19 protein-coding genes and 1 pseudogene are annotated in these 22725 nt (G+C 71.4%); 12 read left to right on the forward strand and 8 right to left on the reverse strand.

Annotation, left to right across the window (positions count from 1 at the left end; all coding sequences use genetic code 11):
- The first annotated feature begins 132 nt into the window (after positions 1 to 132).
- On the forward strand, positions 133 to 324 hold the full coding sequence (locus B0675_RS06575) for a hypothetical protein (protein ID WP_081217802.1): 192 nt from the start codon (positions 133 to 135) through the stop codon (positions 322 to 324).
- 595 nt (positions 325 to 919) lie between these two features.
- On the opposite strand, the gene B0675_RS06585 is transcribed toward B0675_RS06575, so the two are convergent.
- Positions 920 to 1390, reverse strand: coding sequence for a VOC family protein (locus B0675_RS06585; RefSeq protein ID WP_081217804.1), 471 nt, complete (start codon positions 1388 to 1390; stop codon positions 920 to 922).
- Positions 1391 to 1797: 407 nt separating this feature from the next.
- Here B0675_RS06585 and B0675_RS06590 point away from each other — a divergent pair, with 407 nt between their 5' ends.
- A complete protein-coding gene (locus B0675_RS06590) occupies positions 1798 to 3828 on the forward strand; it encodes a cell wall-binding repeat-containing protein (protein ID WP_081217805.1) in 2031 nt (676 codons plus the stop codon).
- A gap of 225 nt (positions 3829 to 4053) precedes the next feature.
- Here B0675_RS06590 and B0675_RS06595 read toward each other — a convergent pair whose 3' ends face one another.
- The 4 genes and pseudogenes from B0675_RS06595 to B0675_RS41870 all read right to left on the reverse strand — a co-directional run.
- Complete coding sequence (locus B0675_RS06595; RefSeq protein WP_241539713.1) at positions 4054 to 4860, reverse strand: hypothetical protein; 807 nt, start codon at positions 4858 to 4860, stop codon at positions 4054 to 4056.
- Positions 4860 to 5399 carry a SigE family RNA polymerase sigma factor gene (locus B0675_RS06600; protein ID WP_081217807.1) on the reverse strand — a complete coding sequence of 180 codons (540 nt, stop codon included), beginning with the start codon at positions 5397 to 5399 and terminating at the stop codon, positions 4860 to 4862. Before B0675_RS06600 ends, B0675_RS06595 begins: the two co-directional genes overlap by 1 nt.
- A 162-nt stretch (positions 5400 to 5561) precedes the next feature.
- On the reverse strand, positions 5562 to 5657 hold the full coding sequence (locus B0675_RS41865; protein ID WP_241539903.1) for a hypothetical protein: 96 nt from the start codon (positions 5655 to 5657) through the stop codon (positions 5562 to 5564).
- Between the two features lie 53 nt (positions 5658 to 5710).
- A pseudogene (locus tag B0675_RS41870) lies at positions 5711 to 6859 on the reverse strand (MFS transporter); the annotation flags it as partial.
- A 163-nt stretch (positions 6860 to 7022) separates the two neighbouring features.
- On the opposite strand from B0675_RS41870, the gene B0675_RS06610 reads away from it, so the two are divergent.
- The 4 genes from B0675_RS06610 to B0675_RS06625 all read left to right on the forward strand — a co-directional run bounded on the left by B0675_RS06610 (position 7023) and on the right by B0675_RS06625 (position 11066).
- On the forward strand, positions 7023 to 8030 hold the full coding sequence (locus tag B0675_RS06610) for an ArsR family transcriptional regulator (RefSeq protein WP_081217808.1): 1008 nt from the start codon (positions 7023 to 7025) through the stop codon (positions 8028 to 8030).
- A gap of 9 nt (positions 8031 to 8039) precedes the next feature.
- Positions 8040 to 8543 (forward strand): glutathione peroxidase, encoded by a 504-nt coding sequence (locus tag B0675_RS06615; RefSeq protein ID WP_081217809.1) that lies wholly within the window; start codon positions 8040 to 8042, stop codon positions 8541 to 8543.
- A gap of 66 nt (positions 8544 to 8609) precedes the next feature.
- Positions 8610 to 9476 carry a MerR family transcriptional regulator gene (locus B0675_RS06620; protein ID WP_081217810.1) on the forward strand — a complete coding sequence of 289 codons (867 nt, stop codon included), beginning with the start codon at positions 8610 to 8612 and terminating at the stop codon, positions 9474 to 9476.
- Positions 9477 to 10130: 654 nt separating this feature from the next.
- Positions 10131 to 11066: an alpha/beta fold hydrolase gene (locus B0675_RS06625; protein WP_081217811.1), complete on the forward strand. Its 936-nt coding sequence runs from the start codon at positions 10131 to 10133 to the stop codon at positions 11064 to 11066.
- Between the two features lie 43 nt (positions 11067 to 11109).
- On the opposite strand, the gene B0675_RS06630 is transcribed toward B0675_RS06625, so the two are convergent.
- Both B0675_RS06630 and B0675_RS06635 read right to left on the reverse strand, forming a co-directional pair.
- The gene (locus B0675_RS06630; RefSeq protein WP_081217812.1) at positions 11110 to 12975 is read right to left on the reverse strand and encodes a hypothetical protein; all 1866 of its coding nucleotides are present in this window, start codon (positions 12973 to 12975) and stop codon (positions 11110 to 11112) included.
- A gap of 203 nt (positions 12976 to 13178) precedes the next feature.
- A complete protein-coding gene (locus tag B0675_RS06635; protein WP_241539714.1) occupies positions 13179 to 15791 on the reverse strand; it encodes a D-alanyl-D-alanine carboxypeptidase in 2613 nt (870 codons plus the stop codon).
- Between B0675_RS06635 and B0675_RS41875 the strand changes: the two genes are divergently transcribed.
- The 4 genes from B0675_RS41875 (at position 15763) to B0675_RS06650 (ending at position 18795) form a co-directional block, all read left to right on the forward strand.
- Positions 15763 to 16038 (forward strand): hypothetical protein, encoded by a 276-nt coding sequence (locus B0675_RS41875; protein WP_241539715.1) that lies wholly within the window; start codon positions 15763 to 15765, stop codon positions 16036 to 16038. The two genes, B0675_RS06635 and B0675_RS41875, sit on opposite strands and share 29 nt — an antisense overlap.
- A gap of 217 nt (positions 16039 to 16255) precedes the next feature.
- Positions 16256 to 17011: a GPP34 family phosphoprotein gene (locus B0675_RS06640; protein WP_081217814.1), complete on the forward strand. Its 756-nt coding sequence runs from the start codon at positions 16256 to 16258 to the stop codon at positions 17009 to 17011.
- A gap of 414 nt (positions 17012 to 17425) precedes the next feature.
- Positions 17426 to 18283, forward strand: a complete 858-nt coding sequence (locus tag B0675_RS06645; protein WP_081217815.1) for a helix-turn-helix transcriptional regulator — start codon at positions 17426 to 17428, stop codon at positions 18281 to 18283.
- A 302-nt stretch (positions 18284 to 18585) separates the two neighbouring features.
- Entirely contained in the window at positions 18586 to 18795 is a 210-nt protein-coding gene (locus B0675_RS06650) for a DUF397 domain-containing protein (protein ID WP_081217816.1), read from the forward strand.
- Between the two features lie 236 nt (positions 18796 to 19031).
- Here the strand turns inward: B0675_RS06650 and B0675_RS06655 are convergent, their stop codons facing one another.
- Positions 19032 to 19871, reverse strand: coding sequence for a hypothetical protein (locus tag B0675_RS06655; RefSeq protein WP_081217817.1), 840 nt, complete (start codon positions 19869 to 19871; stop codon positions 19032 to 19034).
- A 110-nt stretch (positions 19872 to 19981) separates the two neighbouring features.
- Between B0675_RS06655 and B0675_RS06660 the strand changes: the two genes are divergently transcribed.
- Together B0675_RS06660 and B0675_RS06665 are read left to right on the forward strand one after the other, a co-directional pair.
- Positions 19982 to 20767, forward strand: a complete 786-nt coding sequence (locus B0675_RS06660) for an SDR family oxidoreductase (protein ID WP_081217818.1) — start codon at positions 19982 to 19984, stop codon at positions 20765 to 20767.
- A 380-nt stretch (positions 20768 to 21147) separates the two neighbouring features.
- On the forward strand, positions 21148 to 22722 hold the full coding sequence (locus B0675_RS06665) for a sodium:solute symporter family protein (protein ID WP_081217819.1): 1575 nt from the start codon (positions 21148 to 21150) through the stop codon (positions 22720 to 22722).
- Positions 22723 to 22725: the final 3 nt, after the last annotated feature.

Consider the following 22725-nt stretch of genomic DNA (forward strand, 5'->3'; position numbering starts at 1 on the left):
GGGGGCGTCGACGTGACCGCGGGTCGCAGCGCCTGCGCTGTTCGCCGAAGCGACCATGTCGTAGCCGCCGGCTCCATCGCGAACGGCAACTCCGTCCCCACGAACTAGCTCCTCGCCCTTGGCGGAACTGTCGTGTCCTGGATACCGCACCCGGCCGCGGTCGTCGGGGGCCGGAGCCTCGCGGTCATTGCGGGAGTCGCGGTCGCGGCCGACAAGTGCGTGAAGATCAAGGTCAACCCCGGACTGTCCGTCCTCTCACCGGCGGCAGCCGTGGCCGGAAGCGGCTACTACAGCGGCAAGAGCGGCGACGGGTACTGCAAGTAGACGGCTACCACACGTGAACAGACCGCCGGCCGATCGATCCTGAAAAGGGAGTACGGCTGACCGTGATAGCCGGATACACATCTCGGCTTCTGAATTTGAAAGGTTGCGGAATGGACGCTCTAACCGTTCTGGCGTCGGCCGCTTTTGGCTCCACCCTGTATCTCACGACTTTCTCGGCTGTGAGGTGGCTGAACCAGCTGGCGTCGCGCACCAAGGCCGTGGGACTTGTGGTGACCGCCGTGGTTCTGTGCGCAGTTGTCGGAGCAGTCGCGTACGCGAGCCAGAGCGTCGTGGTCGGATTCGTCGTGGGTGCCGGTCTGACGCCGCCCGTACACCGATGGATCCTGCAACGACGCAGGCACGTCGCCAGTTCCTGACGTTCGGCGAACTCGAGCCCGCGGTCAGGAAGGTGGATGGCGTGGACAGTGATCACCGCCTGACGATCTTCGACGCGCAACGGCATCCCCAACTGAACAACCGACTGGGCAGTCCAGCAGACCCCGGCAAAGGCCCCGGACCGCTCGTGGTCCGGGGCCCTCGTGCCGGGGATCGCCGTCGATGGGCCGCGTCGGCGCAGTGCCTGGGCGGTGATCGGTCAGGCCGGGGTGTCGGCTTCCTGGGGCGAGGACGTGGCCGCCTCCGGGCCCTGCTCCGCCGCGGTCGGGTCCATCCACATGACCTGCCAGCCGTGACCGTCGAGGTCGAAGAAGCTGCGGGAGTACATGAAGCCGTAGTCCTCGGCGTCGTCCGCCTTGGTGGCGCCCGCCTCCAGCGCGGCGGCGCTGACCTTGTCGACCTCTTCGCGGGACGACACGCTGAAGCAGTACAGCGCCAGCGTGTGCGTGGTGGGATCGGCCAACGGCAGTTTCGCGAACTGCGCGAACTTCTCCCGGCTGAGCAGCATGACGAAGGCGTTCTCGCCGACCAGCATGCAGGCGGACGCCTCGTCGGCGAACAGCGGGTTGAAGCCGAACCCGAGCCCGGCGAAGAACGCCTTGCTGCGCTCCAGGTCTGCCACGGGAAGGTTCACGAACAGGTTGCGGCCCGGGTGCGCGGGATTCGTCATGGCGGGTCTCCAGTCGGTGGCTCGATGGCGTACGTCCTGATAGACCGGGCCGGCCCACGGAACTCATCGGTGTTTCGCCGCCGGTTGCCCGAGGAACGGATGCCGGCGCTCGGGGTCCTGACGCACACGGCCGGCGGTCACCTGCCCGCCCGCGGGATCTCAGCGCAGCGCGATCTCAGCGCAGCGCGATCTCGTCCCCGATGCGTCGCCGGTGGCCCGCCGGCAGGGAGCGGGAGCCGGCGTTCGCCGACGCCGTCCCGGTTGTACCGGCCATGTTTCCTGTGAGAACTCTGTTCCCCTCCGCCGCCTGCACCGCTACGGTGATCCAACTGTCGTCAGGAACGTGAGGTTGCCGTTCCGCGTCGGGGAGACGAACGACAGACCTTTGATCACTCTTGTGGGGGCACATGAAGATTCACAGACGTCGCGTGCTCGCGGCGCTGGGCACCGCGGTGGCCGTGGCGGCGGGTACGGCCGTCGCTCCGGGCGCGGCCGCCTCCGGTCCGGTGACGTGGAACGCGAAGGACGGCATGCTCGCGTTCCGCAACGGGGCCGAGCAGAGCCTGCAGCTCGTGAAACCGGGCGGCAGCACGTACACCACCATCGCCGACCAGGCCACGCAGCCGGCCTGGTCACCCGACGGCAGCCGGATCGCGTACGTCCGCGGCGGTCGCGTCGAGACCCGCCGGTACACCGGATCCACCCTGGTGAAGATCCAGGAGAACAGCAGTTCCGTGGGCAGCGCGAGCGACCCCACGTTCGTCGGCGGCGGCGGGATCATCGTCTACTCGGCGAGCGGCCGGCTCCGCTGGGCCGAGTCCGACGGTTCCCGCTACGCCCAGCCGCTGTTCTCCACGGCGGAGGACGGCTGCGACCGTCAGCCGAGCGGGTCGGTCAACAGGCTGATCGCCTTCGTCCGTACCGGAGACACTTGCGGCAGCCCGACCGGATCGGCGATCTGGCTGTTCGACGCCGACACCCAGGGCTTCACCAAGCTCGCGGACAACGGCTCGCACCCGGCGATCTCGCCCGACGGCACGCGCGTCGCCTTCGTCCGCACGGTGGACTCGGTCGGCGAGCTGTTCGTGACGAACGTGGACGGCACCGGAGAGCGGCAGCTCACCACCGGGGCGCACGCCACCACTCCGGAGTGGGCGCCGACCGGCACGAAGATCGCGTTCAACACCGGTGACGACGACGTCTCGTCGACCCGTGTCCTGGACCTCGCGGACAGCTCCCTCTCCACGCTGCCGCTGCCGCCCCACACGTCGTCGACCGTCGACGTCGCCTGGCAGCCGCTGCGCAACCAGAACACCGGCCGGATCTGGGGCGCCGACTCGGCGGGCACCAACATGGCCGCGTCGCGCTGGACCTGGAACACGCTCGGCCAGAGCGAGCCGGGTCTGGTCGACGCCAAGTCGGCCGTCCTCATCAACCAGGACAGCCCGTCCTACGCGCTGACCGCGCAGTCGCTCGGCGGTCAGAAGCAGGGCCCGGTGCTGGTCACGTCGAAGTCGTCGCTGTCGTCCGCCACGCAGGCGGAGCTGAAGCGGACGCTGAAGCGGGGTGCCACGGTCTATCTCGTCGGCGGCACCGACGTCCTCTCCAGCGCGGTCTCCAGCAAGGTCAGTTCGCTGGGCTTCACCCCGAAGCGGCTGGCGGGCACCTCCCGCTACTCGACGTCCGTGGCCGTCGCCAAGACCGTGACCGGTTCGCCGGACTACGTCTTCGTCGCCACCGGAACGGACTACCACTCGGCACTCGCGGCCTCCGCCGCCGCCGGGTCGCTCGGCACCGGGGGCAAAGCCACGGTCGTCCTCAACGACGGCAACTCGCTGACGTCGTCCGTGCAGGCGTACCTGAACTCGCTCGACCCCGACGAGACGATGATCATCCCCATCGGCAGCACGGCGAAGTACGCGGTCACGCACACCTACTTCTCCAAGTGGCCCGACACCTTCACGTACTACCCGGTCAGCGGCAGCGGGCACGACGGCACCTCGGTGGCGCTCGCCGAGTTCTGGTGGTCGGCGCCGTCCCAGGTGGGCCTGGCGTGGACGGACAGCTGGCGCGGTGGCGTCTCCGCGGGCGCGGGCATGCTCGGGTACGGGCCGATCCTGTGGTCCGACGACGCGACCCTGACGGAGGCGGACGCGACCTACCTGCGCCGGCAGGCCTCGGGCGTGGGCGCCGTCTTCGCGTTCGGCGGTACGACGTCCATCTCGTCGTCCGAGCTGACGGCTGCGGGCTCGGCGATCAGCGCGGGTACCTCGAACGTGACGTACTTCCCGTACTACAAGGGAGTCGAGGCGGCCGCGCAGAAGTCGGCGCTCTCCGCGCCGGTCGCCGGGGACGCCGTCGGCGCGACCGGTCCGGTGCGGGACGTGCAGGCACCGCGGCCCGACCTGGCGTCGGTGCGCACCACGCAGAGCAAGTAGCGGGAACCTCCCCCGGTTACGCATCGGTCGGCCCCGGGTGCACTGTGCACCCGGGGCCGACCGTCTTCGTGGTGGTGGTGGTCGTGGTCGGCGGACGCGGCGACGGACTCCGGGCGGCCGTCCCGACCCGCCACGCTGCCGGAAGCCGGGGCAGGCCGAGAGCCCGCTCCCCTCCGATCCCCCGTCCTTCAGCCCCAGTCCGCCTCGTCCCCTCACACCCGTCCCCTACTTCGTGACCTCCGCCGACTTGTACGTCGTCGATGCCGGGGCCACGCACGCGAACCAGTTCGCGGTGGGGTACCCGTCGACCGAGCGGATCACGGCTTGGACGTCGTGCTGGGCCGCGTTGTCGGGCGCGAGGTCGGCGAGGGTCGTGCTGCCGTTCTTCCAGTGGCAGGCGACCTGCTTCGCGGTCTTGGCGACGGTGCCGACGACCAGGCGGAGGGGGGCACCCTTCTCGGTGAGGGGCTGCGGGATCGCGTCGATCTCGGTCCCCTTCGGCCGCGGCAGCCGGGCGACGGTGTCGAAGGTCACCAGGCGGGTGCCGGTGTCGCCGTATCCGCGCAGGACGAAGTAGCTGGTCCTGCCCACCAGGTCGGACGGTCCGCCCGTGGTCACCGGGGTGAGCCCCCAGCTGTTCATGGCCTTCAGCTGCCGGGCGGCCTCCGTCGTGTCGCGGGGCGCCGGCCACACCTGGACGTTCACACCCCACTTCGCGCCGTCGTACGTGCCGAAGCCGACGTGCGAGATCCGCGGCTCGTCCACCTGACGCTCGTAGGCCGGGGCGGGTCTCGCGGGCGAGGTGTCGTCACCCGTGCCGGGCAGGCCCGTCATGGCCAGGGCTCCCGTCGATCCCGCCAGCACCACCGCGGCGGCAGCCGTGACCGTCCGCCGCCGGGCCCGGCGCCTGCCGCCTGCGCGCATGACCGCCTGGACGGGGGCGGCACCCACCTCGAACTCGTCCGCGATGTCCGTGAGAAGAGGGGAGATCTCCCTCGGCGCCATGGTGTCGTTCTCCCGGTCCGTGCTCATCACTTCCGCCCCCTCTGGCCCACGACGTCGTTCAGGACCGGCAGGGCGCGCAGCTTCGCTATCCCCTTGGCCGCGTTGCTCTTGACCGTGCCGACCGAGCAGCCCATCGCCTCCGCCGTCTGCGTCTCGGTGAGGTCGGCCCAGTAGCGCAGGACCACCGCCTCCCGTTGCCGGGGCGGCAGTCCGGTCAGTGCCCCGAGCAGTGCGTCGCGGTCGTCGGCCCGGGCCATCAGGTCGTCGGCGTCGGCGATGTCGCCGACGAGGTCGGAGTCGTCCCGCGGCGCGAGAAACTCCTTCAGCTTTCGTCTGTGCTTACGAGCGTGCATGTTGATCATCACGCGTCTCACGTACGCCTCGGGGTCGTCGGCCGCCCCGACCCTGCGCCAGGACGCGTAGACGCGTTCCAGCGTCGACTGCGCCAGGTCCTCGGCCGCGTGCCGATCCCCCGTGAGAAGAAACGCCGTACGCATCAACCGTGGCCAGTGGCCCGTCATGAACTGCTGGAACTCCGCGTCCCGGACCTGCTTGCCGTCCCTCATGAGCACCTCCTCCACAAGGAAAGGAGTCCGCGAACGGACCGGATCGTTGCCTCCCTCATTCACCTCGGACCTCGGACCCCGGACCTCGGAGAGGAGATTCTCTCCGGCCACCGGGACGCCGGCCGCTCCGGGCCCGGTCACTCCGGGCCCGGCGACGGTCCCTCAGTCCTGGTACACCCGGTTCACCCCCGCTCCTCCCGACAGTTTGTCCGTGGCCGGGCCGCCGTGGAGGAGGTCGTTGCCGGTGTTGCCGTAGATCGTGTCGGCGCCGGGGCCGCCGTGGAGGCGGTCGTTGCCGCGGCCCTCCCCCGGCGCAGTGACGGCGCCAGCGTCAGCGTCACCGCGATCGACGCCGCCGCCATGACGGTCATCGCGGTCGCGGGCGAGGCGAGTTGGGCCACGCCTCCGGCGATCGCGGCGCTCACGCCCTGCATGGTGAGCATGCCCGCGGTGTGGAGGCCCAGGGCGTGGCCGCTGAGGTCGTCGGGGATCAGGGCGACCAGGCGTTCCTGCTGGATCAGGCTCGACCCGAAGCCGACCGAGGCGACGGTCACGCAGACGGCGGCCACCCCGATCCCGGGCCGCAGCGCGAAGAGCAGGTAGGGCGACGCGAGGAGCAGCAGGAACGGGATGCCCAGGCGGGCCCGGACCCGGGGCGCGAGGAGGCGCCCGGTCGTCACGTCCCCGAGGAACATGCCGAACGCCGCGAAGGCGAACAGCACGCCGGCCCTGCTCGGCGCGTAGGACACGTACAGCGACTCGCAGCCGACGACCAGGCCGTTGGGCACCCAGAGGAGGAGATAGAGGGTGCGGCGTTCCGGTGAGGAGAAGAGCCGGGCGTTCGTCCGCCAGGTCCGGGCGATCGACGGGCGGCCAGAGGCGCGGGGCGCCCGGGGTGTGAGGCCGAGGCGGGCGGTGAGGGCCGACGCCAGGTAGAGGCCGGCCGCGAGGAGGAGCGTGACCCGAGGGGAGAGCAGGGCCACCAGGACGCCGCCGGCCGCGTATCCGGTGATCTGCGCGAGGCCGCTCATCATGTTGAACACCGAACGCCCCAGCAGATAGCCCTCCTTGGCGAGGATCTCGTTCACCAGCCCCCACTGGACGCCGCCGCCGAACGACTGGACCAGGCCGAGGAGCAGCAGGAGGGCGAAGACCGTCCAGACCGGGAGGCCGGGGATCGCCATGACGGCCGTGCCGAGCCCGAAGAGGAACGCGATGCCGGACACGGTCGCCCGGGGCGGCAGCCGGTCGGCGGCCGACAGCATGGTCGTCGCGCCGACCACCTGGGCCAGCGCGGGACCGAACATGCTGAGCGCGGTGAGCAACGGGGACCGTGTGGCCCGGTACACGAGGGTGGCGAGGGCGAGGCCGCTCACGGTCGAGGCGGCGGTTCTGAGGCAGGCGGACAGGAAGAGCGGGGTGAACTCCCGCGTGCGGAAGAGCTCCGAGTAGCTGCGCATGCGGGGAGTCTCCGGCCCGGACGGGACGCCCGATATTGTTTCGCGCACCCGCGAAACGTCACCAGCAGCCGGGGGGGGGGGAGCACGCAGAGCGCGTGGAGCACGTAGGCGGGAAGGCTCGCGGTAGGCCGGGGCGGCCGGGGAACGGGGGGTGGACGTCCGTATGGGCTGGTGGCAGGTCAACGCCGACACACTCGCCGGAAGCCGCTTCGTGCTGTCGCCGCTCGCCGAGACCTTCGCCTGTCTGAAGCTGCTGCACGCGGGCGTCGCCGCGCACCCCGGTGAACAGGCCTGGCTGGACACCCACCTGCCCGCGTACCGCGGGCGGCTGGCCGCCGACCCCGTCACCGCGCTGCTCGTCCGCTCGGGACTCGGGCGCGGCTGGATCGCCGACTTCCTCACACCGACCCCGTACGGCGACGAACCCTTCGAGACCGAGATCGCCCGCGTGCGGGAGGCACCTGCCGAGGAGGCCCACGCCCACCTCGTCCGTTCCACGGGCGGCCCGTTGCCCGCCGTCCTCGCGGACCGTGTCGACCTGCCGGAGCGCGCCGCCGCGCTGCTCACCTCCCTCTGGGAGGAGTCCGTGCGCCCCGACTGGGAGCGGCGGCGGCGCGTCCTGGAGGCCGATGTGGTCGCGCGGACGGCGCAGTTGAGCCAGGGCGGCTGGGCCGCGGCGCTGGACGGGCTGCGGCCGGGGACCCGCTGGCTGGGCGGCAACCGCCTCCAGGTGAACCTGCAGGAGTACCCGCCGCGCGAGATCTCCGGCGCCCAGCTGGTCTTCGTGCCGGTCACGCCGACGGCCGGATGGGTGTCCTGGGAGGGCACCCGGCGCTACGCCGTGGTCTACCCGTGCACCGGCGCCCTGGCCGACGTACGGACGGCGGCCGTCCCGGAGAGTCTCGGGGCCCTTCTCGGGAGCGCCCGCGCCCATGTCCTCGTCCTCCTCGACTCACCGCTCTCGACCAGCCAGCTCGTCGCCGTGACCGGGCAGGGGCTCGGATCGGTGGGCCGGCATCTGCGGGTGCTGCTGGACGCGCGGCTCGTGCGGCGCCGGCGGGCGGGCCGGTCGGTGCTGTACTCGCGGACGGCCGCCGGCGAGGTGCTCGTCACGGCCCAGCGCGAGGGACGGGAGGGCGGGGCCGACGGTCCCGTCATCCACCGGAGTTAGCATCCGCTCATGACTACTGACCACTCTGACTCTGTGCTCGACATCGAGATCGGCTCCCTCCAGGGGGGTTCCGCCGACCTGTCCCAGTACGCGGGCAAGGCCGTCCTCGTCGTGAACGTGGCCTCCAAGTGCGGGCTGACCCCGCAGTACGCGGGTCTGGAGCAGCTGCACGAGCGCTACGCCGCGCAGGGCTTCACCGTCCTCGGCGTGCCCTGCAACCAGTTCATGGGCCAGGAGCCCGGCAGCTCCGAGGAGATCGCCGAGTTCTGCTCCGCCACCTACGGCGTGACCTTCCCGATGACCGAGAAGGTCGAGGTGAACGGCGACGGGCGGCACGGCCTGTACGAGCGCCTGGTGGGCACCGCCGACGCCGAGGGGCACACCGGCGACATCCGCTGGAACTTCGAGAAGTTCCTGATCGGGCGGGACGGCACCGTCGTGGGCCGCTTCTCCCCGCAGACCGAGCCCGAGTCCGCCGAGCTGGTCTCCGCGGTCGAGAAGGCCATCGGCTGAACCCTTTCGTTGACCTTGCCCCTGGGGCAAGGGGCAGCGTCCTCCTCACCGGGCGGCCCTCGCCCGGTGACGGAGGATGACCGGGTGGACAAGGACCTGCTCACCATCGGCGCGTTCGCCTCGCGGGCGCGGCTGTCGGCCAAGGCGCTGCGCCTCTACGACCGCCTCGGGCTGCTGCGCCCGGCGTACGTCGACGAGGTCAGCGGCTACCGCTACTACCGCGCCGGGCAGACCGAGCGGGCCCGGCTCGTCGCGCTGCTGCGCCAGCTGGACATGCCGCTCGCGCGCATCGCCGAGGTGGTGGAGGCGCCCGAGTCCGACGCGGCCGCGCTGCTCACCGCGTACTGGGACGGCGCCGAGGCGCGGTTCGCCTCGCAGCGGGCCCTCGCCGGCTACCTCCGTGGACGTCTTTCCGGGAGGAGTTCCGAGATGTACGAGAAGTTCGTCGTCGAGACCGCCGAGGTGCCCGAGCAGGTCGTGCTGAGCGAGACGCGGCACGTCCTCGCGCCCGAGCTGCCGGTGTGGATCCCCGGCTCGCTGGGCCGGCTGGAGCAGGGCGCCGGGGAGTCCGGCGGGATCACCGGGGCGCCCTTCGTCGTCTACCACGCGGAGGTGAGCGTGGAGAGCGACGGGCCCGCCGAGTCCTGTGTGCCCGTCGCCGACGAGGGCGCCGCCCGTGCCTGGGCGGAGCGGCAGGGCCGGGCCACCGGGGCGCGGGTCCGGGTGGAGCCGGCGCGGCGCGTCGCCTACGTCCGGATCACCAAGGCGCAGGTCGCCCACCCGCAGATCCTCGCCGCCTTCGAGGCCGTCGAGCACTGGGTCGCCGGGCAGGGCCTGACCGTCGACGGCCCGTGCCGGGAGATCTACTTCGCCGACTGGGACGCGGCCGGACCGGGGGACCCGGTGTGCGACGTGGCGTTCCCGGTCCGGTGACGGGCCGCCCGATCCGGTGACCGACCGTCCGGTCCGGCGGCCGGTCGGTCCGGCGGCCGGTCGGCCAGGAGACGGACGGCCGACGGACGGACTGGGTGTGGCCGGCGTGCCTCGTCCCGTCCGGACGGGACGGGCACGCGCCGCGTCCCCTTCCCGGCGGGACAGCCACACGCCGCGCCCCCTTCCCGGCAGCACACGCACGCGCCGCACCCCCTTCCCAGCAGGACAGCCACACGCCGCGCCCCCTTCCCGGCAGGACAGCCACGCACCGCACCCCCTTCCCGGCAGCACACGCACGCACCGCACCCCCTTCCGGGCGGGACCGGTCCGCCGCATCACCCTCCGGACGGGCGGACGGGCGGACGGTCCGGCGGACCGGGACGCGCCCCTCCGGGCGGAGACCGGGACGCGGTGCCGAGCGCGGACCGGGACGCCGTAGCGCGCCTCCGCGCGGAGACCGGTAGCCCCGCGCCCCTCCGGACGCGTAGCGGCGCGCCGCGCCGCCGCCCCCTCCGGGAGAGGAAACCGGTGCGCTGCGCCGCGCCCACCTTCGGGTGAAGCTCCGTCCACCTTCGTGTGACGGAACGGGCACGGCTCCCGGGAGCCGTGTACCAGTGGGAGTTTCGGTGATCTCGTCCCTCCCGGGAGTTCCTTGTGCCTTCTGTCGCTTCCTCGGTCCACGTCCCCGCCCAGGCGCCGGGAGGCGGGGCGTCCACGGAAGTCGAGGAGCGCCCGCTCTCGTGGGAGGGGTACGCGTACACCGCCCGGGTCGTCCGGCGGAACGACCCCGTCACGGAGCCGCTCCTCGTGCTCGGCGGCTCGGACCAGACGCGGTACTCGTGGGTGCGTCACGAGCGGTGGCTCGGCGAGCTGGGGACCGTCGTCACGGTGGACCTGCCCGGCTTCGGGGACGCGGACTTCCTGCCCGCCGAGCACGGCATCGACTTCCTCGCCGAGTGCGCGGCGCACATGTTGCGCGAGCTGGGGCTCGGCCCGGTGAACCTGTACGCCGGCTGCTACGGCGGGGCCGTCGGCCTGCGGCTGGCCCAGCGCCACCCGGAGCACCTGCGGCGGATCGCCGTGCAGGGCATGTCGGACCACGTGCCGGGCTGGTTCGCGAAGGCGCTCGTGGGCTGGGTGCGCATGCTGGAGGAGGGGCGCGTCGAGGAGACCGCGGAGGAGTTCGTGCGCTGCTTCGTGCCGCCGCCGGGCGACCTCACCGTGCGCAAGCACACCGCGCTGGCCCGTCTGATGTACCAGCAGTTCGCGGCGCAGACCCCGCGCGACGTGGCGGTGACGATCGAGCGGAACCGGCGGCTGCTGGCCCACGAGTGGTACCGGCGGGCGCCGCTGCCCGCCGTGCCGTATCTGGCGTTCACGGGTGAGCACGACACGCTCACGACACCCGACATGGTCCGCGCGGTGGCGGCGGACCTGCCGGGCTCCCGCTTCACGACGATCGCGGAGTGCGGACACCTGGCCCACCTCCAGCGGCCGCAGGACTTCTGCGACCTGCTCGTCCGGTTCTTCCGCGACGAGCCGCTGGAGGACGCGGGCCTGGCGTACTGCGGCCCCTTCGAGCGGAACTGAGACCCGGCCCTCCGGCGGGCCCGGGGACCGGCCCTCCGGCGATCTAGCGCAGCTCCTCCGGGCACGGGGTGCCCCGGGGGAGCTGGTACGGCGCCGCGAGCCGGTAGGTGCCCGGCTTCGGGGCCAGCAGCTCCGTCCACTTGTCGCCCGCCGCGGTCTCCTCGGTCGGCATCAGGCACCCGTTGAGGTTGTCGTACGTCTTCGCGGTGCCCTCCTCGCGCTCCTTCGACGCCTTCGTCTCCTGCGGCGGCTTCAGGCTCTTGCCGTCCGCGTCGACGATGCTCAGCCACGGCGAGTACGGGATGCGGATGAGGATGCGGCCCGCCTGCTTCACCTCGATGGTCAGCTCGCCCTGCTCGGCCCGGTCGACGACGGCGTGCGGTTCGGCGAGCGGGGCCGGGTCGGTGACGGTGAACAGCTGCCAGTTGGCATCGCCCCAGACCTGGCGGAGGTAGGGCATGCCGCGCTGCACGAGCTGGCGTTCGCGTTCGCCGCCGTCGCCGTCCGGTTCGCCCTTGGGCAGCACGACGTAGTGGACGGCCCAGCGCTGCAGCCACTCGTGGTAGTTCGCCGAGTTGAGTGTGTCGTCGTAGAAGAGCGGGTTGCGCTCCATGTCGGCCTGGCGGTTCCAGCCGCGGGCCAGGTTCACGTACGGCGCGAGGGCGGACGCCTCGCGGTGCGAGCGGGCCGGAACCACCTCGACGCGGCCCTTCTCGGCGTTCACCACCTGCAGCTGGTTGACGAGCGGGGCCAGCTCACGCGCCCAGGAGGCGGCCGGGGTGGTGTGCACGACGTCGTCGACCGACTTGATGCCGACCCAGGCGTTGAAGCCGACGAACGCGATGACGATGGCGTACCACTTGCGTGATCTCGGGACGGCGAAGGGCAGCGCCGCGATCAGCGCGACGCCGCCGAACAGCATCGACAGACGCGTGATGTTCGACCCGATCTGCGAGCTGATCAGCCAGACGCCGAGCACCGCGAGCCCGGAGACCGCCGCCGTGATCCGGACCGTCGTCCACTCCTTGGGGACCAGGAAGAAGACCAGGACCGCGTACAGGAACGGCAGGATGACCGACCAGACGGCCATCGGCTGGGTGCCGGAGAAGGGGAACAGCCAGGCGGAGACGGCGACGACGATCGCCGGCGCGATGCCGAGGGCGTAGGCGCCGGGGCGGCGCTTCTGCAGGAACAGGGCGACCGCGATCAGGCCGACGAACAGTCCGGCCACCGGTGAGGCGGCCGTCGCGAGGGCGGCGAGCGGCGCCGCGCACAGCGCCTTCGCCCAGCGCTTGTAGCGCCAGCGGTAGGGCCAGCAGAAGACGACAGCGACCGCGGCGAGCGCGAACACCGTGCCGAGGCCGTACGTCACGCGGCCCGAGGCGGCGTTGCAGAGCAGCGCGAAGACACCGGCGAGCGCCGGAGCCGTCGGATTCCTGACCGCACGGCTGCGGATGAGGATCATCGTCAGCAGCCCTGCCGAGAGCGTCCCGGCGATCATCATGGTCGTGCGGACGCCGAGCACCGACATCAGGTACGGCGACACCACGCTGTACGACACCGGGTGCATCCCGCCGTACCAGGCGAGGTTGTACGCCGAGTCCGGGTGCCGGCCGACGAACTCCGCCCACGCGTCCTGCGCCGCCAGGTCACCGCCGCTGTTCGCGAAGGTGAAGAACCACACGACGTGCAGGACACCGGCGAGGACGGTCGAGAGCAGGACGGGATGACGGCGGAAGAGGTTCGGGCGGACGGTGCCGGACGGCGCTACCGCTGCGGCGGCGCCGGACTCCGCGGGGTCGTCCGCCTCGTCGAGCGGCTCGGGGACACGGCCGCGCAGCGGTATCGGCGGGTCCGTTCCAGGGCCCGGATCGGCGTCGTCGGCGTGGGTCGGCTCCGCTGTCGCCACTGCAAGGTTCTCCCCGTGTCCCGTTGTCCGTTCTGGGCCGGGACCCGCGGCTCGCGAGCAGCCCCGATTGTCGCGACGCTAGCACGCACTCCGCCGGACAGCGCCCGGGTGGGGCACTGTCCGGCGGCGTGCGGTGCGGGTGCCGCTCCCCGGCGTACGTCACCGATCCGTCCGCCGGCACGTCGCCGGCGGCCCCTGTCGGCTCAGGCGATACGGGTCAGCTTCGCGCCGAGACCGGGCTCGGCGAGGTCCGACTTCAGCGCGACCGGAATCTTGACGGAGCGGCTCGATCCGTCGCCGACCGTCAGCTCACCGACGACCGCGCCGGCCTTGCCGGTGTGCGGCACCGCGGCGTCGCCCGCGCCGATCGACAGGTGGGTCTTGAGACCGGGCCAGCCGACCGCCGTCATGTTCTTCGTGGCGACGACCGGGGTGCGTCCGCCGAGCTGGTCGTCCACGTAGCCGACGACCTGGCCCTTCTTCACCACGGTGGCGGTGGTCAGGCTCTTCTGGACCTTGTCGATCAGCTTCTGGCTGTTGGTGAGCGCCAGGTGGAGGCTGTCCCAGACCTTGCCGGTGCCGGCGTTCTGGTTCATCACCGCGCCGTAGATCGTCTGCGTCTTGCCGTCGACGTTCTTCGTCGCGGCCCACACCAGGTTGCCGCCGGCCGGCGTCGAGGAGCCGGTCTTCAGGCCGATCACGCCGACCTGCTGCACCAGCAGGTCGTTGTTGTTGTAGATCGTGTTGTCCAGCCCGGGGATGTCCGCCTTGGCCATCCCGACGACGCTGCGGAACACGTCGTTCTGCATGACCTTCTTGGCCAGCTTGATCTGGTCGACGGCCGTGCTGACCGTGGTCTTCTGCAGACCGCTCGGGTCCGTGTACGTGGAGTTCTTCATGCCGAGGTCCTTGGCCGCGGCGTTCATCTTGGCGACGAAGCTCTTGCTGTCGGAGTCCCAGCGGGCCAGCAGCCGCGCCACGTTGTTGCCGGAGGGGATCATCAGCATCTGGAGCATCTGGCGCTCCGTGAACTGCTGGCCCTTCGACATCGCCGCCGTCGACTCGTCGGGCAGCTTCGACTCGTCCTCCGCCTGCTGGTCGACGGTGATCTTCTCGCCGTCCTCGTTCCCCTTCAGCGGGTGCTCCTGGAGGATCACGTACGCCGTCATGATCTTGGCGACGCTCGCCACGGGAGCGGGGGTCTGCTTGCCGTCGGTGCCGAGGCTGCCGACGCCGTCGACCTCGATCGCGGACTGGCCCTGGCCGGGCCACGGCAGGTCGAGTGTGCCGCCGTCGAAGGTGTACGTCTCGTCGGCGGTGAGCGTGAGGCCCGCTGCCGGCAGCGGACGGAAGGCCTGTGCGACCGCAAAGATCACGATGAGCAGCAGGACCAGCGGCGTCCAGATCTTGACCCGCCGCACGATCGTGCGGACCGGTGTCTGCGGGGGCGGCGGGGTGTTCGTCAGCTCGGCGAGCAGGTCCAGCGGGGGCTTCGGCGGAAGCGGCTGCTGGGTGGTGCGCTCGGGGCCGACCTGCGGCACGACCGCGGTGGCCGAGGCCGGCTTGTCGGCACCCGCCGGGGCGGCCGGCTGCTTCGGACGTGCCGGGGCGGCGGCCTCGTCCAGCGACTTGAGGGCGACGAACCGACTGGTGCGCTCGGCCTCGCCGACGGGCTTGGCCGGCGGTTCCTCCACGGCCTTGCCCGCGGCGGCCTCGTCCGCGGCCTTCTCGCCGGTCTTCTCGCCCGTCTTCTCGTCGGCCTTCTTGCCGGCCGGGCGGCGGGCCGCGTCGCCCAGCTTGAGCATGGTGGTGGGCTGGTCCACGGCGGGCCGCGGCGTCTTGAAGATCGCGGTCGGCTGGTCGACCGGGGGCTCGTCGGCGGGGGCCGCGTCGACGGGGGGCTGCGGAGCGGTGTCGCCGTCGTGGGTGGCGTCCGCACCGGTGTCACCCGCCGCGTCCGTGCCCGGGGCAGCGTCGGCGGCGGGGGCGGCCGCAGGAGCGTCCTCGGGGGCGTCCTCGGGCGCGGGAGCCGCATCCCGTACGGAGTCGGCACCGGGCCGGTCCTCGGGCTCGACGTCGGCAGACGCGGGCTTCGCGTCCGCGGAGGCGGGCTTCGCGTCCGCGGGCTCGGCGTCGGACACGGCGGGCTCGGGTTCGGCGTCCGCGGGCCCGGACGGTGCGGAGGCGGGTGCGGTGGCCGGCGTGGCGGCCTTCGCGGACGCGGCGTCGGGACCGGGCTCGCCCGCGTCGGACGTCTCGCCGGAGGCGGCGTCCGGCTTCGGGTCGGCACGCTGCTCGTCGGCGGCGGCCACGGCATCGGGCGTCGAGTCGGTGGTGGCGTCGGGCCCGGACACCACGGCGGGCCCGGCGGACGGGCCCGAGTCCTTCCCGGAACCGGCGTCGGCCGCGCTGTCGGCGCTCTCCGCGTCCGCGGGGTCCTCGGCGGCGTCCTCGGGCCCGTCGGCCGCCGTGGCGGCGTCGGAGCGGTCCGTGCGGTCGGGCACTGCGGCTCCGCTCACGGCACCTTCATCGTGACCGTGACCGTCGCCGTCCCCGGACGCGCCCGGGGACGCCGGGTTCTCGTCCGATCCCGCGACCCACGCGGCGACCGCGGCACGCAGCCGGGTGTCGCCCTCGGCGGGCGCCTCGGCGGCGTCCGTGCCCGCCGCGGGCTCGGCGGCCCGCTCGGACCCGGCGGTGCGCGAGGCCTCCGCCGTGGCCGTGGCGTCGGCCGTGGCCGATGCCGTCGGCTCCGCCGGGCGGGAGGTGTCCGCCGACAGGGCCTTCGTGGAGAAGACCGCCGTCGCCTGGTCCACCCGGACCGTGGCCGCCCGCTCGCGGGCCATCGCCATGCGCGGATCGGCCGGAGCCGTGCCCTGCGCCGACGACGGCGCGACGGCCCCCGGCGACGCCGGGGACGCCGCCGACGACGGATCGCCCGGCCGCGCCGGACCCGGAACCGGCGCCGGGGTCACCGGCGTCGCTTCTGCCGACGACGCCGACGACTCGTTCTGCTTCGACCTGTCGGGGGACTCGCCCGCCACCGATGCCTCCTCCATGTGACGCACGCCCTCCGCGCGCCGAACCGAACCGTCAAACCCTTAACCCGCCGCCCGGACATCGCTGTCCGAACCATGTACCAGTGTCCTGTGTGAGGGATTGACCCCTGCGGTAGACGAGAACGACATACCTACTGGTTCCACTACATTCCGGTCACGCACCCTCGACAGACCAATGTGAGAGGGGTCACCCTGTCATTCATCCACGCGGGGAGGCATGGATGGGCAGGAGCCGCAGAACAATTCCGGAGGAGCTTCTGCTGCTGGCGTTGGACCCGACCACGGGTACCACCGCGCAGCCGCAGTCGCTCGACCTCGGTCTGGCCGGAGCGCAGCTAGTGGAGCTGGCGCTGGCCGGACGGATAGCCCCAGACGGGGATCGTATCGCCGTGGTGGTGCCACGGCCGACTGGAGATCCAACACTGGACTGTGCGTTGGAACTGCTTCGCCGACGCGGAGCACCCGTACGCGCGGTCAACTGGATTGGCGGGCCCCGACTGGGGCTGCGCCAGACCTATCTCTCGCATCTGGAGAGGTGCGGCATGGTCCATGCCGTGGCCGGCCAGATGTGCGGGGTGCTTCCGACGACTCGCTATCAGGCGACGGACACGGAAATCAGCCGGGAGATCAGGGTCCGGCTGGACAACGCGATCCGCACCGGCGTCCCGCCGGACCCGCGGACCGCGGCGCTCGCCGCGCTGGCCCATGCGGTCGGACTCGGCAAGCACCTGTATCCGGGTAACGAGGGACGATCGTCCCGCTCCCGGCTGCGGGACCTGATCAGGCACGACCCCATGGGCGGCCTCGTGGCGCACGCCGTGATGGACGTTCAGAACGGTGTGGCCGCACAGCCGCGCCGCAGCCCGGCACCGGCAGGCCGTCCGGCCACCGCCGGAGTCAGGTCCGCACCGGAGACCGCGCGCGGTGTTCCGATGCAACCGCGTCACGGGTCGATGGCACGCGCCGTGGTCCACTGAGCCGCAGTCCCACGGCACACCGCACGACTCGCACCACCCGCAGCACCAGCACCGCCGCAGGACAACAGCGCCGCACCGCAGTCCCCATGATCCGGTTCGGGAGCCGCTGGCTCGCGCGGGGCGACAGGACCGTACGTCCGGACGACGACACGGTTCCGCCGCCCCGCGCGGCCGCATTCCACGGCGGGTCCGGCGACCGGCTCCGCGAACCGGAACCGGCGACCCCGCCGGGGCGTCGCGACGGGCGGTCGGGGCCGAGGAGCCCGCGCGGGGACGCGGATACCCGCCGAAACCCCGAAGGTGCGCCTACCCAGCGCATATCCGCTGTTTCCCAGCGGTAGAAAGCACCTTGGTGGCAATCTGCTCAACAGCAGATACGCAAAGTAGAGGCCCGCAGCCGGAGGTGCACGTCCCGTGGCGTCAAGTGTCAATCCCACCGTCCGGCGACGCCGGCTGGGCCAGGAGCTGCGCCGGCTCCGCGAGCTCAAGGGCATGACGGCGGAAGAGGTCGCCGAGCGACTGCTGGTCTCGCAGTCGAAGATCAGCCGCCTGGAGAACGGGCGCCGCAGCATCAGCCAGCGCGACGTCCGCGACCTGTGCGGGGTCTACGAGGTCGAGGACCACCGGATCGTCGACTCGCTGATGCAGATGGCCAAGGACTCGCGCCAGCAGGGCTGGTGGCACTCCTTCGGCGACATCCCCTACAGCGTCTACATCGGCCTGGAGACCGACGCGGCGAGTCTGCGCGTGTACGACCCCCAGGTCGTCCCCGGTCTCCTCCAGACCCGGCCCTACGCGGAGTCCCTGATCGCGGGAGCCCTGCCGGAGACGGCGGCCGCCGACATCGACAAGCGCGTCCAGGTCCGCCTCAAGAGGCAGGAACGAATCTCCGCCCCGGACAACCCGCTGCGCCTGTGGACCGTGCTCGACGAGTCCGCCCTGCGCCGCGCCGTCGGCAACCGCTCCCTCATGCGCGAGCAGTTGGAGCACCTGGTCGAGCAGTCCCAACTGCCGCACGTCACCGTGCAGGTGATCCCCTTCGAGATGGGCGCGCACCCGGGCCTCAACGGCCAGTACGCGATCCTGGAGTTCCCCGACGCGGCGGACTCCAGCGTCGTCTACATCGAGGGCGTGACGAGCGACCTGTACCTGGAGAAGGCGAACGACGTCCAGAAGTACAGCGTGATGTACGAGCACCTGCGCGCCCAGGCCCTGAACGTGGAGCAGTCGCGTCAGTTCATCGCGGACATCGCCAAGGAGTACGCGCGCTGAGGCGTGACGAGGGGAACTGCGGGGGTTCGGAGGGGACTTGTGAAGGCCCGCCGCAGAGAAGGTGCCGGACCCTACACCTTCGGCACCTCAACATGGAAGACCCCACTGGAATATGCCATCCAGTCGAGTGAATAGTCGCTTCGCCTCCCGAAGTTGGCGAGTAGCGTCGATCACGCCACCGAAGAACAACGTTGGCGCAAACCGAGCTGCGGATTCCGTAGCGGATCCGCAGCCCGGTGACAGCGCGTCGATGGCGTCGAAGGCGGCAACTCACCGAAGAACGACTGCTTTCTGGAGCGATCATGGCAATTCAGCAGGGTGCCACCGACACGTGGACCAAGTCTTCCTACTCCACCGGCAACGGCGCCTGCGTCGAGGTCAAGTCCCCGGCTCTCACGGCGATGGCCGTGCGTGACTCCAAGGTTCCCGCCGGCCCCACGCTGGCCTTTCCCGCGGACGCGTGGAACACCTTCGTGGCCGAGGTCGGCCGAGGAGCCTCCGACCTCGTCTGACGCCGGATGACCCGACACAACTTCATACGTTCCACCGACAGAGCCCTCTCGACCGGCCCGCCGTCCTGGCCGAGGGGGCCCTCCCCTTTTTTTGGGGCTCGGTTCGCCTCCGGGGCGCAGAAGCCTGTGTCGGGAGGCCGACCGTGCTCGACCCCTCCTCCGTCGGGGCCTCCGCGCGCTCGGCCTCCCGACACAGGCGCGCCCCTTCGGCTCACTCGCCGTGGGGTGCCGTCGGTTCAGCGGAGCTCGTTCACGTAGCGGTCCGTTCCCGGGACCGTGGGGATGAAGGGGGCGAGCAACTCGACCCGGCCCAGGCCTGATTCGGCCACCGCCTCGTCCAGGCCCGTGAAGTGGTCGTCCCAGCAGTCCCGGGGGTCCGCCTCCAGGAACCACAGCAGGGTCAGCCGGGTGTCCACGCCCTCCACCTGCTTCACGTACGTCATCCGGTCACCCGGGAGCGGGGTGGGCCGGAAGACGGTCACCAGGGCCGAGGGAGAGCCGGCCAGGCGCCTCGGCAGGTGGCGGGAGCGCAGCCACTCCAGCAACTCCGCCCGCCGCTCGGGTGACGCGGCGTCGACGACCTGGAGGACAAGCCCCGCGTAGGGGTGGTCGAGGGCGTGGAAGTCCCGGGGGCCGGCGGCGCCGTCCCGGTACACGGTGGCCTCGTGGTCCTGGAAGGCCGTGAAGACGTGCGTACGGTCCTGGTAGACGCGGCCGTCCCGGTTCAGTCGCCGGTTGATGCCGACGGTCCACTTCATGTGGTCGTCGTAGCGGCCGTCGGTGACCCAGTACGTCGACAGGTAGCAGCCGGCGGTGACCGGCTCCGCGACCGCGGACTTCTCGGGGCGGCGCAGCAGTTGGAGGTCCCGGGTCGCCACCCAGCGGCGTCCGGCGTACATCCAGGGCATGGCCATCGCGCCCGCGTAGTAGTGGTCGTCCTCGTACCAGCGGTTGTAGGCGTACTCGTGGCCCGGGTGCGGTTCGACCAGGGTGATCAGGGCGTGGCCCGGGCGGACGCCGTACGGGCCGAGGGCGGCCAGTTCCGCGTAGGTGTCGCTGCGGGTCTCCTCCGACATGACGGTCCCCTTCCTCGGTGGAGCGTGCGTGCGCGGGGCTTCCTTCCTCCGCCGAACGCCCATACTCTGACGCTCCGTCAGACAATTGGCCAGAGTCGGGGAGGCCCCGGATGTCACTGCTGACCGGCAGGACCGTCGTGGTGTCGGGCGTCGGAGCGGGACTCGGCCACCAGGTCGCGGCGGCCGTGGTGCGCGACGGCGGGAACGCGGTGCTCGGCGCCCGCACGGAGGCGAACCTGGCGAAGTCCGCGGCCGAACTCGACCCGGAGGGCACGCACACGGCGTACCGGGCGACGGACATCACCGACGAGGGGCAGTGCGAGGCGCTGGCGGCGCTCGCGGTGGAGCGGTTCGGGAGGATCGACGCGGTCGTCCATGTCGCCGCCTGGGACAGCTACTTCGGCGGCTTGGAGGACGCGGACTTCACGACCTGGCAGGCGGTCATCGACGTGAACCTGCTCGGCACCCTGCGGATGACCCGCGCCTGCCTGCCCGCCCTGAAGGAGCGCGGCGGTTCGGTGGTCGTCATCGGCACCCAGTCGTCGGTCGCCGCGCCGAGCCAGGTGCGGCAGGCCGCCTACGCCGCCTCCAAGGGCGCGCTGACGAGTGCGATGTACTCGCTGGCCCGGGAGCTCGGCCCGCACCGGATACGGGTCAACACCGTGCTGCCCGGCTGGATGTGGGGCCCGCCCGTCGAGGCGTACGTGCAGTTCACGGCGCACACGGAGCAGGTGCCCGAGGCGGACGTGCTGCGCCGCCTCACCGAGCGGATGGCGCTGCCGGAGCTGGCCACGGACGGGGACGTCGCGGACGCCGCGGTGTTCCTGGCGTGCGACCGGGCGCGGGCGATCACGGGGCAGTCGCTGCTTGTGAACGCCGGCGAACTCATGCGGTAGGCGGTACGGCCCGAGGGACCCCCTCTCCCAGGCGCACGGGACCCGCATCCCGTACGGCTGTCGTCGCGTCGTTGCTCTGTGGGTCTGGCGAAGTGCCCGCTCATCGTGTGTTCCACGTCACGAGCACGACAACAGCCGGACGGGTAAAGGAGAGGCAAAATCGTTCTGCTTTCTGATCTGCGTTCATATCCGTGACCGTGCGAGGTCTTGACCGGCCGGTCGCCGCAGCGGTTCAATCCCCCAAGTCCCCGCTCCCGCACGGGGCCCCGCCCCTCCTTCGATCGCTCGGCTCCGCCCGAGCGGGGAGGGACCTCCATGTGTACTGGCGAAGTGCCGTCCGGTATCTGCAGGTTCACAAGGCGGACCCCTGGAGGGGGCACATGAACGGTCTCGACTGGGCCGTCCTGGTCGCGTATTTCGGTGTCATGACCGCGATCGGGATCTGGTCCCACAAGCGCGTGGACGACGTCAGCGACTTCTTCACCGCGGGCGGCAAGATGCCCTGGTGGCTGTCCGGCATCTCGCACCACATGTCGGGCTACAGCGCGGTGATGTTCACCGGGTACGCCGGCATCGCGTACACCTACGGCATCACCTCGTACGTCACCTGGGCCCTGCCCATCGCCATCGGCGTCGCCCTCGGCGCCAAGGCCTTCGCGCCCCGGCTCAACCGGCTGCGCTCACGCCTGCACGTCGCCTCACCGCTCGAGTACCTCAAGGACCGCTACAACGTGCAGACCCAGCAGGCGCTGGCGTGGTCCGGCATCCTGCTGAAGATCGTGGACGTCGGCGCGAAGTGGGCGGCCATCGCCACCCTGCTCAGCGTCTTCACCGGCGTCACGCTCACCCAGGGCATCCTCATCACCGGCGGCATCACGGCGGTGTACTGCACCATCGGCGGTCTCTGGGCGGACGCGCTGACCGAACTCGGCCAGTTCATCATCCAGTTGATGGCCGGCCTCGCGATGCTGATCATCGCGCTGAACAAGATCTCCGACCAGGGCGGTCTGTCCAAGGCGCTGGACTCGCCGAAGCTGCACGGTCACGCGGACGGGTTCGCCGGCCCGTACATGACGGTGTTCTTCATCGCGTACCTGTTCATCAAGCTGTTCGAGTACAACGGCGGCATGTGGAACCAGGCCCAGCGCTACATGGCCACCGGCAGCGCCAAGCAGGCCACGCGGTCCGCGTTCCTGTCCGCCGCACTGTGGTTCGTGTGGCCGGTCATCCTGTTCATCCCGATGTGGCTGTCCCCACTCCTGGTGACGGCGCAGAAGCCGGACGGCTCGGACGCGTACGGCCTGATGGCCGACCAGTTGCTGCCGCACGGGCTGCTGGGCCTGGTCGTCGTCGGGTTCTTCTCGCACACCATGGCCATGTGCTCCTCGGACGCGAACGCCATCGCGGCCGTCTTCACGCGGGACGTGATGCCTGCGTTCTCCCGTGCGGCACGCGCCTGGGACACCCGCACGGGGCTGATCGCGGGCCGTGTCACCACGGTCGCCTTCCTCGGCTTCTCCATGGCGGTGGCCACCCAGGTCAACTCCCCCACGTTCAAGGACATCATCACCGTCGTCATCAAGTGGGTGGCGGGTCTGATGGGGCCGATCGCGATCCCGTTCATCCTGGGCCTGCTCCGGCCGTTCCGTAAGTCGGGACCGACGGCCGCCCTGACGAGCTGGGCGTGCGGTCTGCTCGCGTTCTTCTTCGTCAACTACAACCTGGACTTCTCCCAGCGCACCGATGTGAAGCTGGAGTACCAGGTCGCCCTCCCGATGGTCATCTCCCTCGTCCTGTACGTCCTCGTCGGCATCGTGAAGCCCGAGGACACACCGGAGCGGGACGCCATCATCGAGAAGATCAACACGGACGACGACGGCACCACGGCCGCCGCGGTCCCGGCTCCCGCCGAGGCCCCGGAGGGGGAGGTGCTGGGCACGCCGGTCAAGGACTGAGGG

Origin of the sequence: Streptomyces sp. M41(2017), from assembly GCF_002078175.1 — a bacterium.
GTDB lineage: Bacteria > Actinomycetota > Actinomycetes > Streptomycetales > Streptomycetaceae > Streptomyces.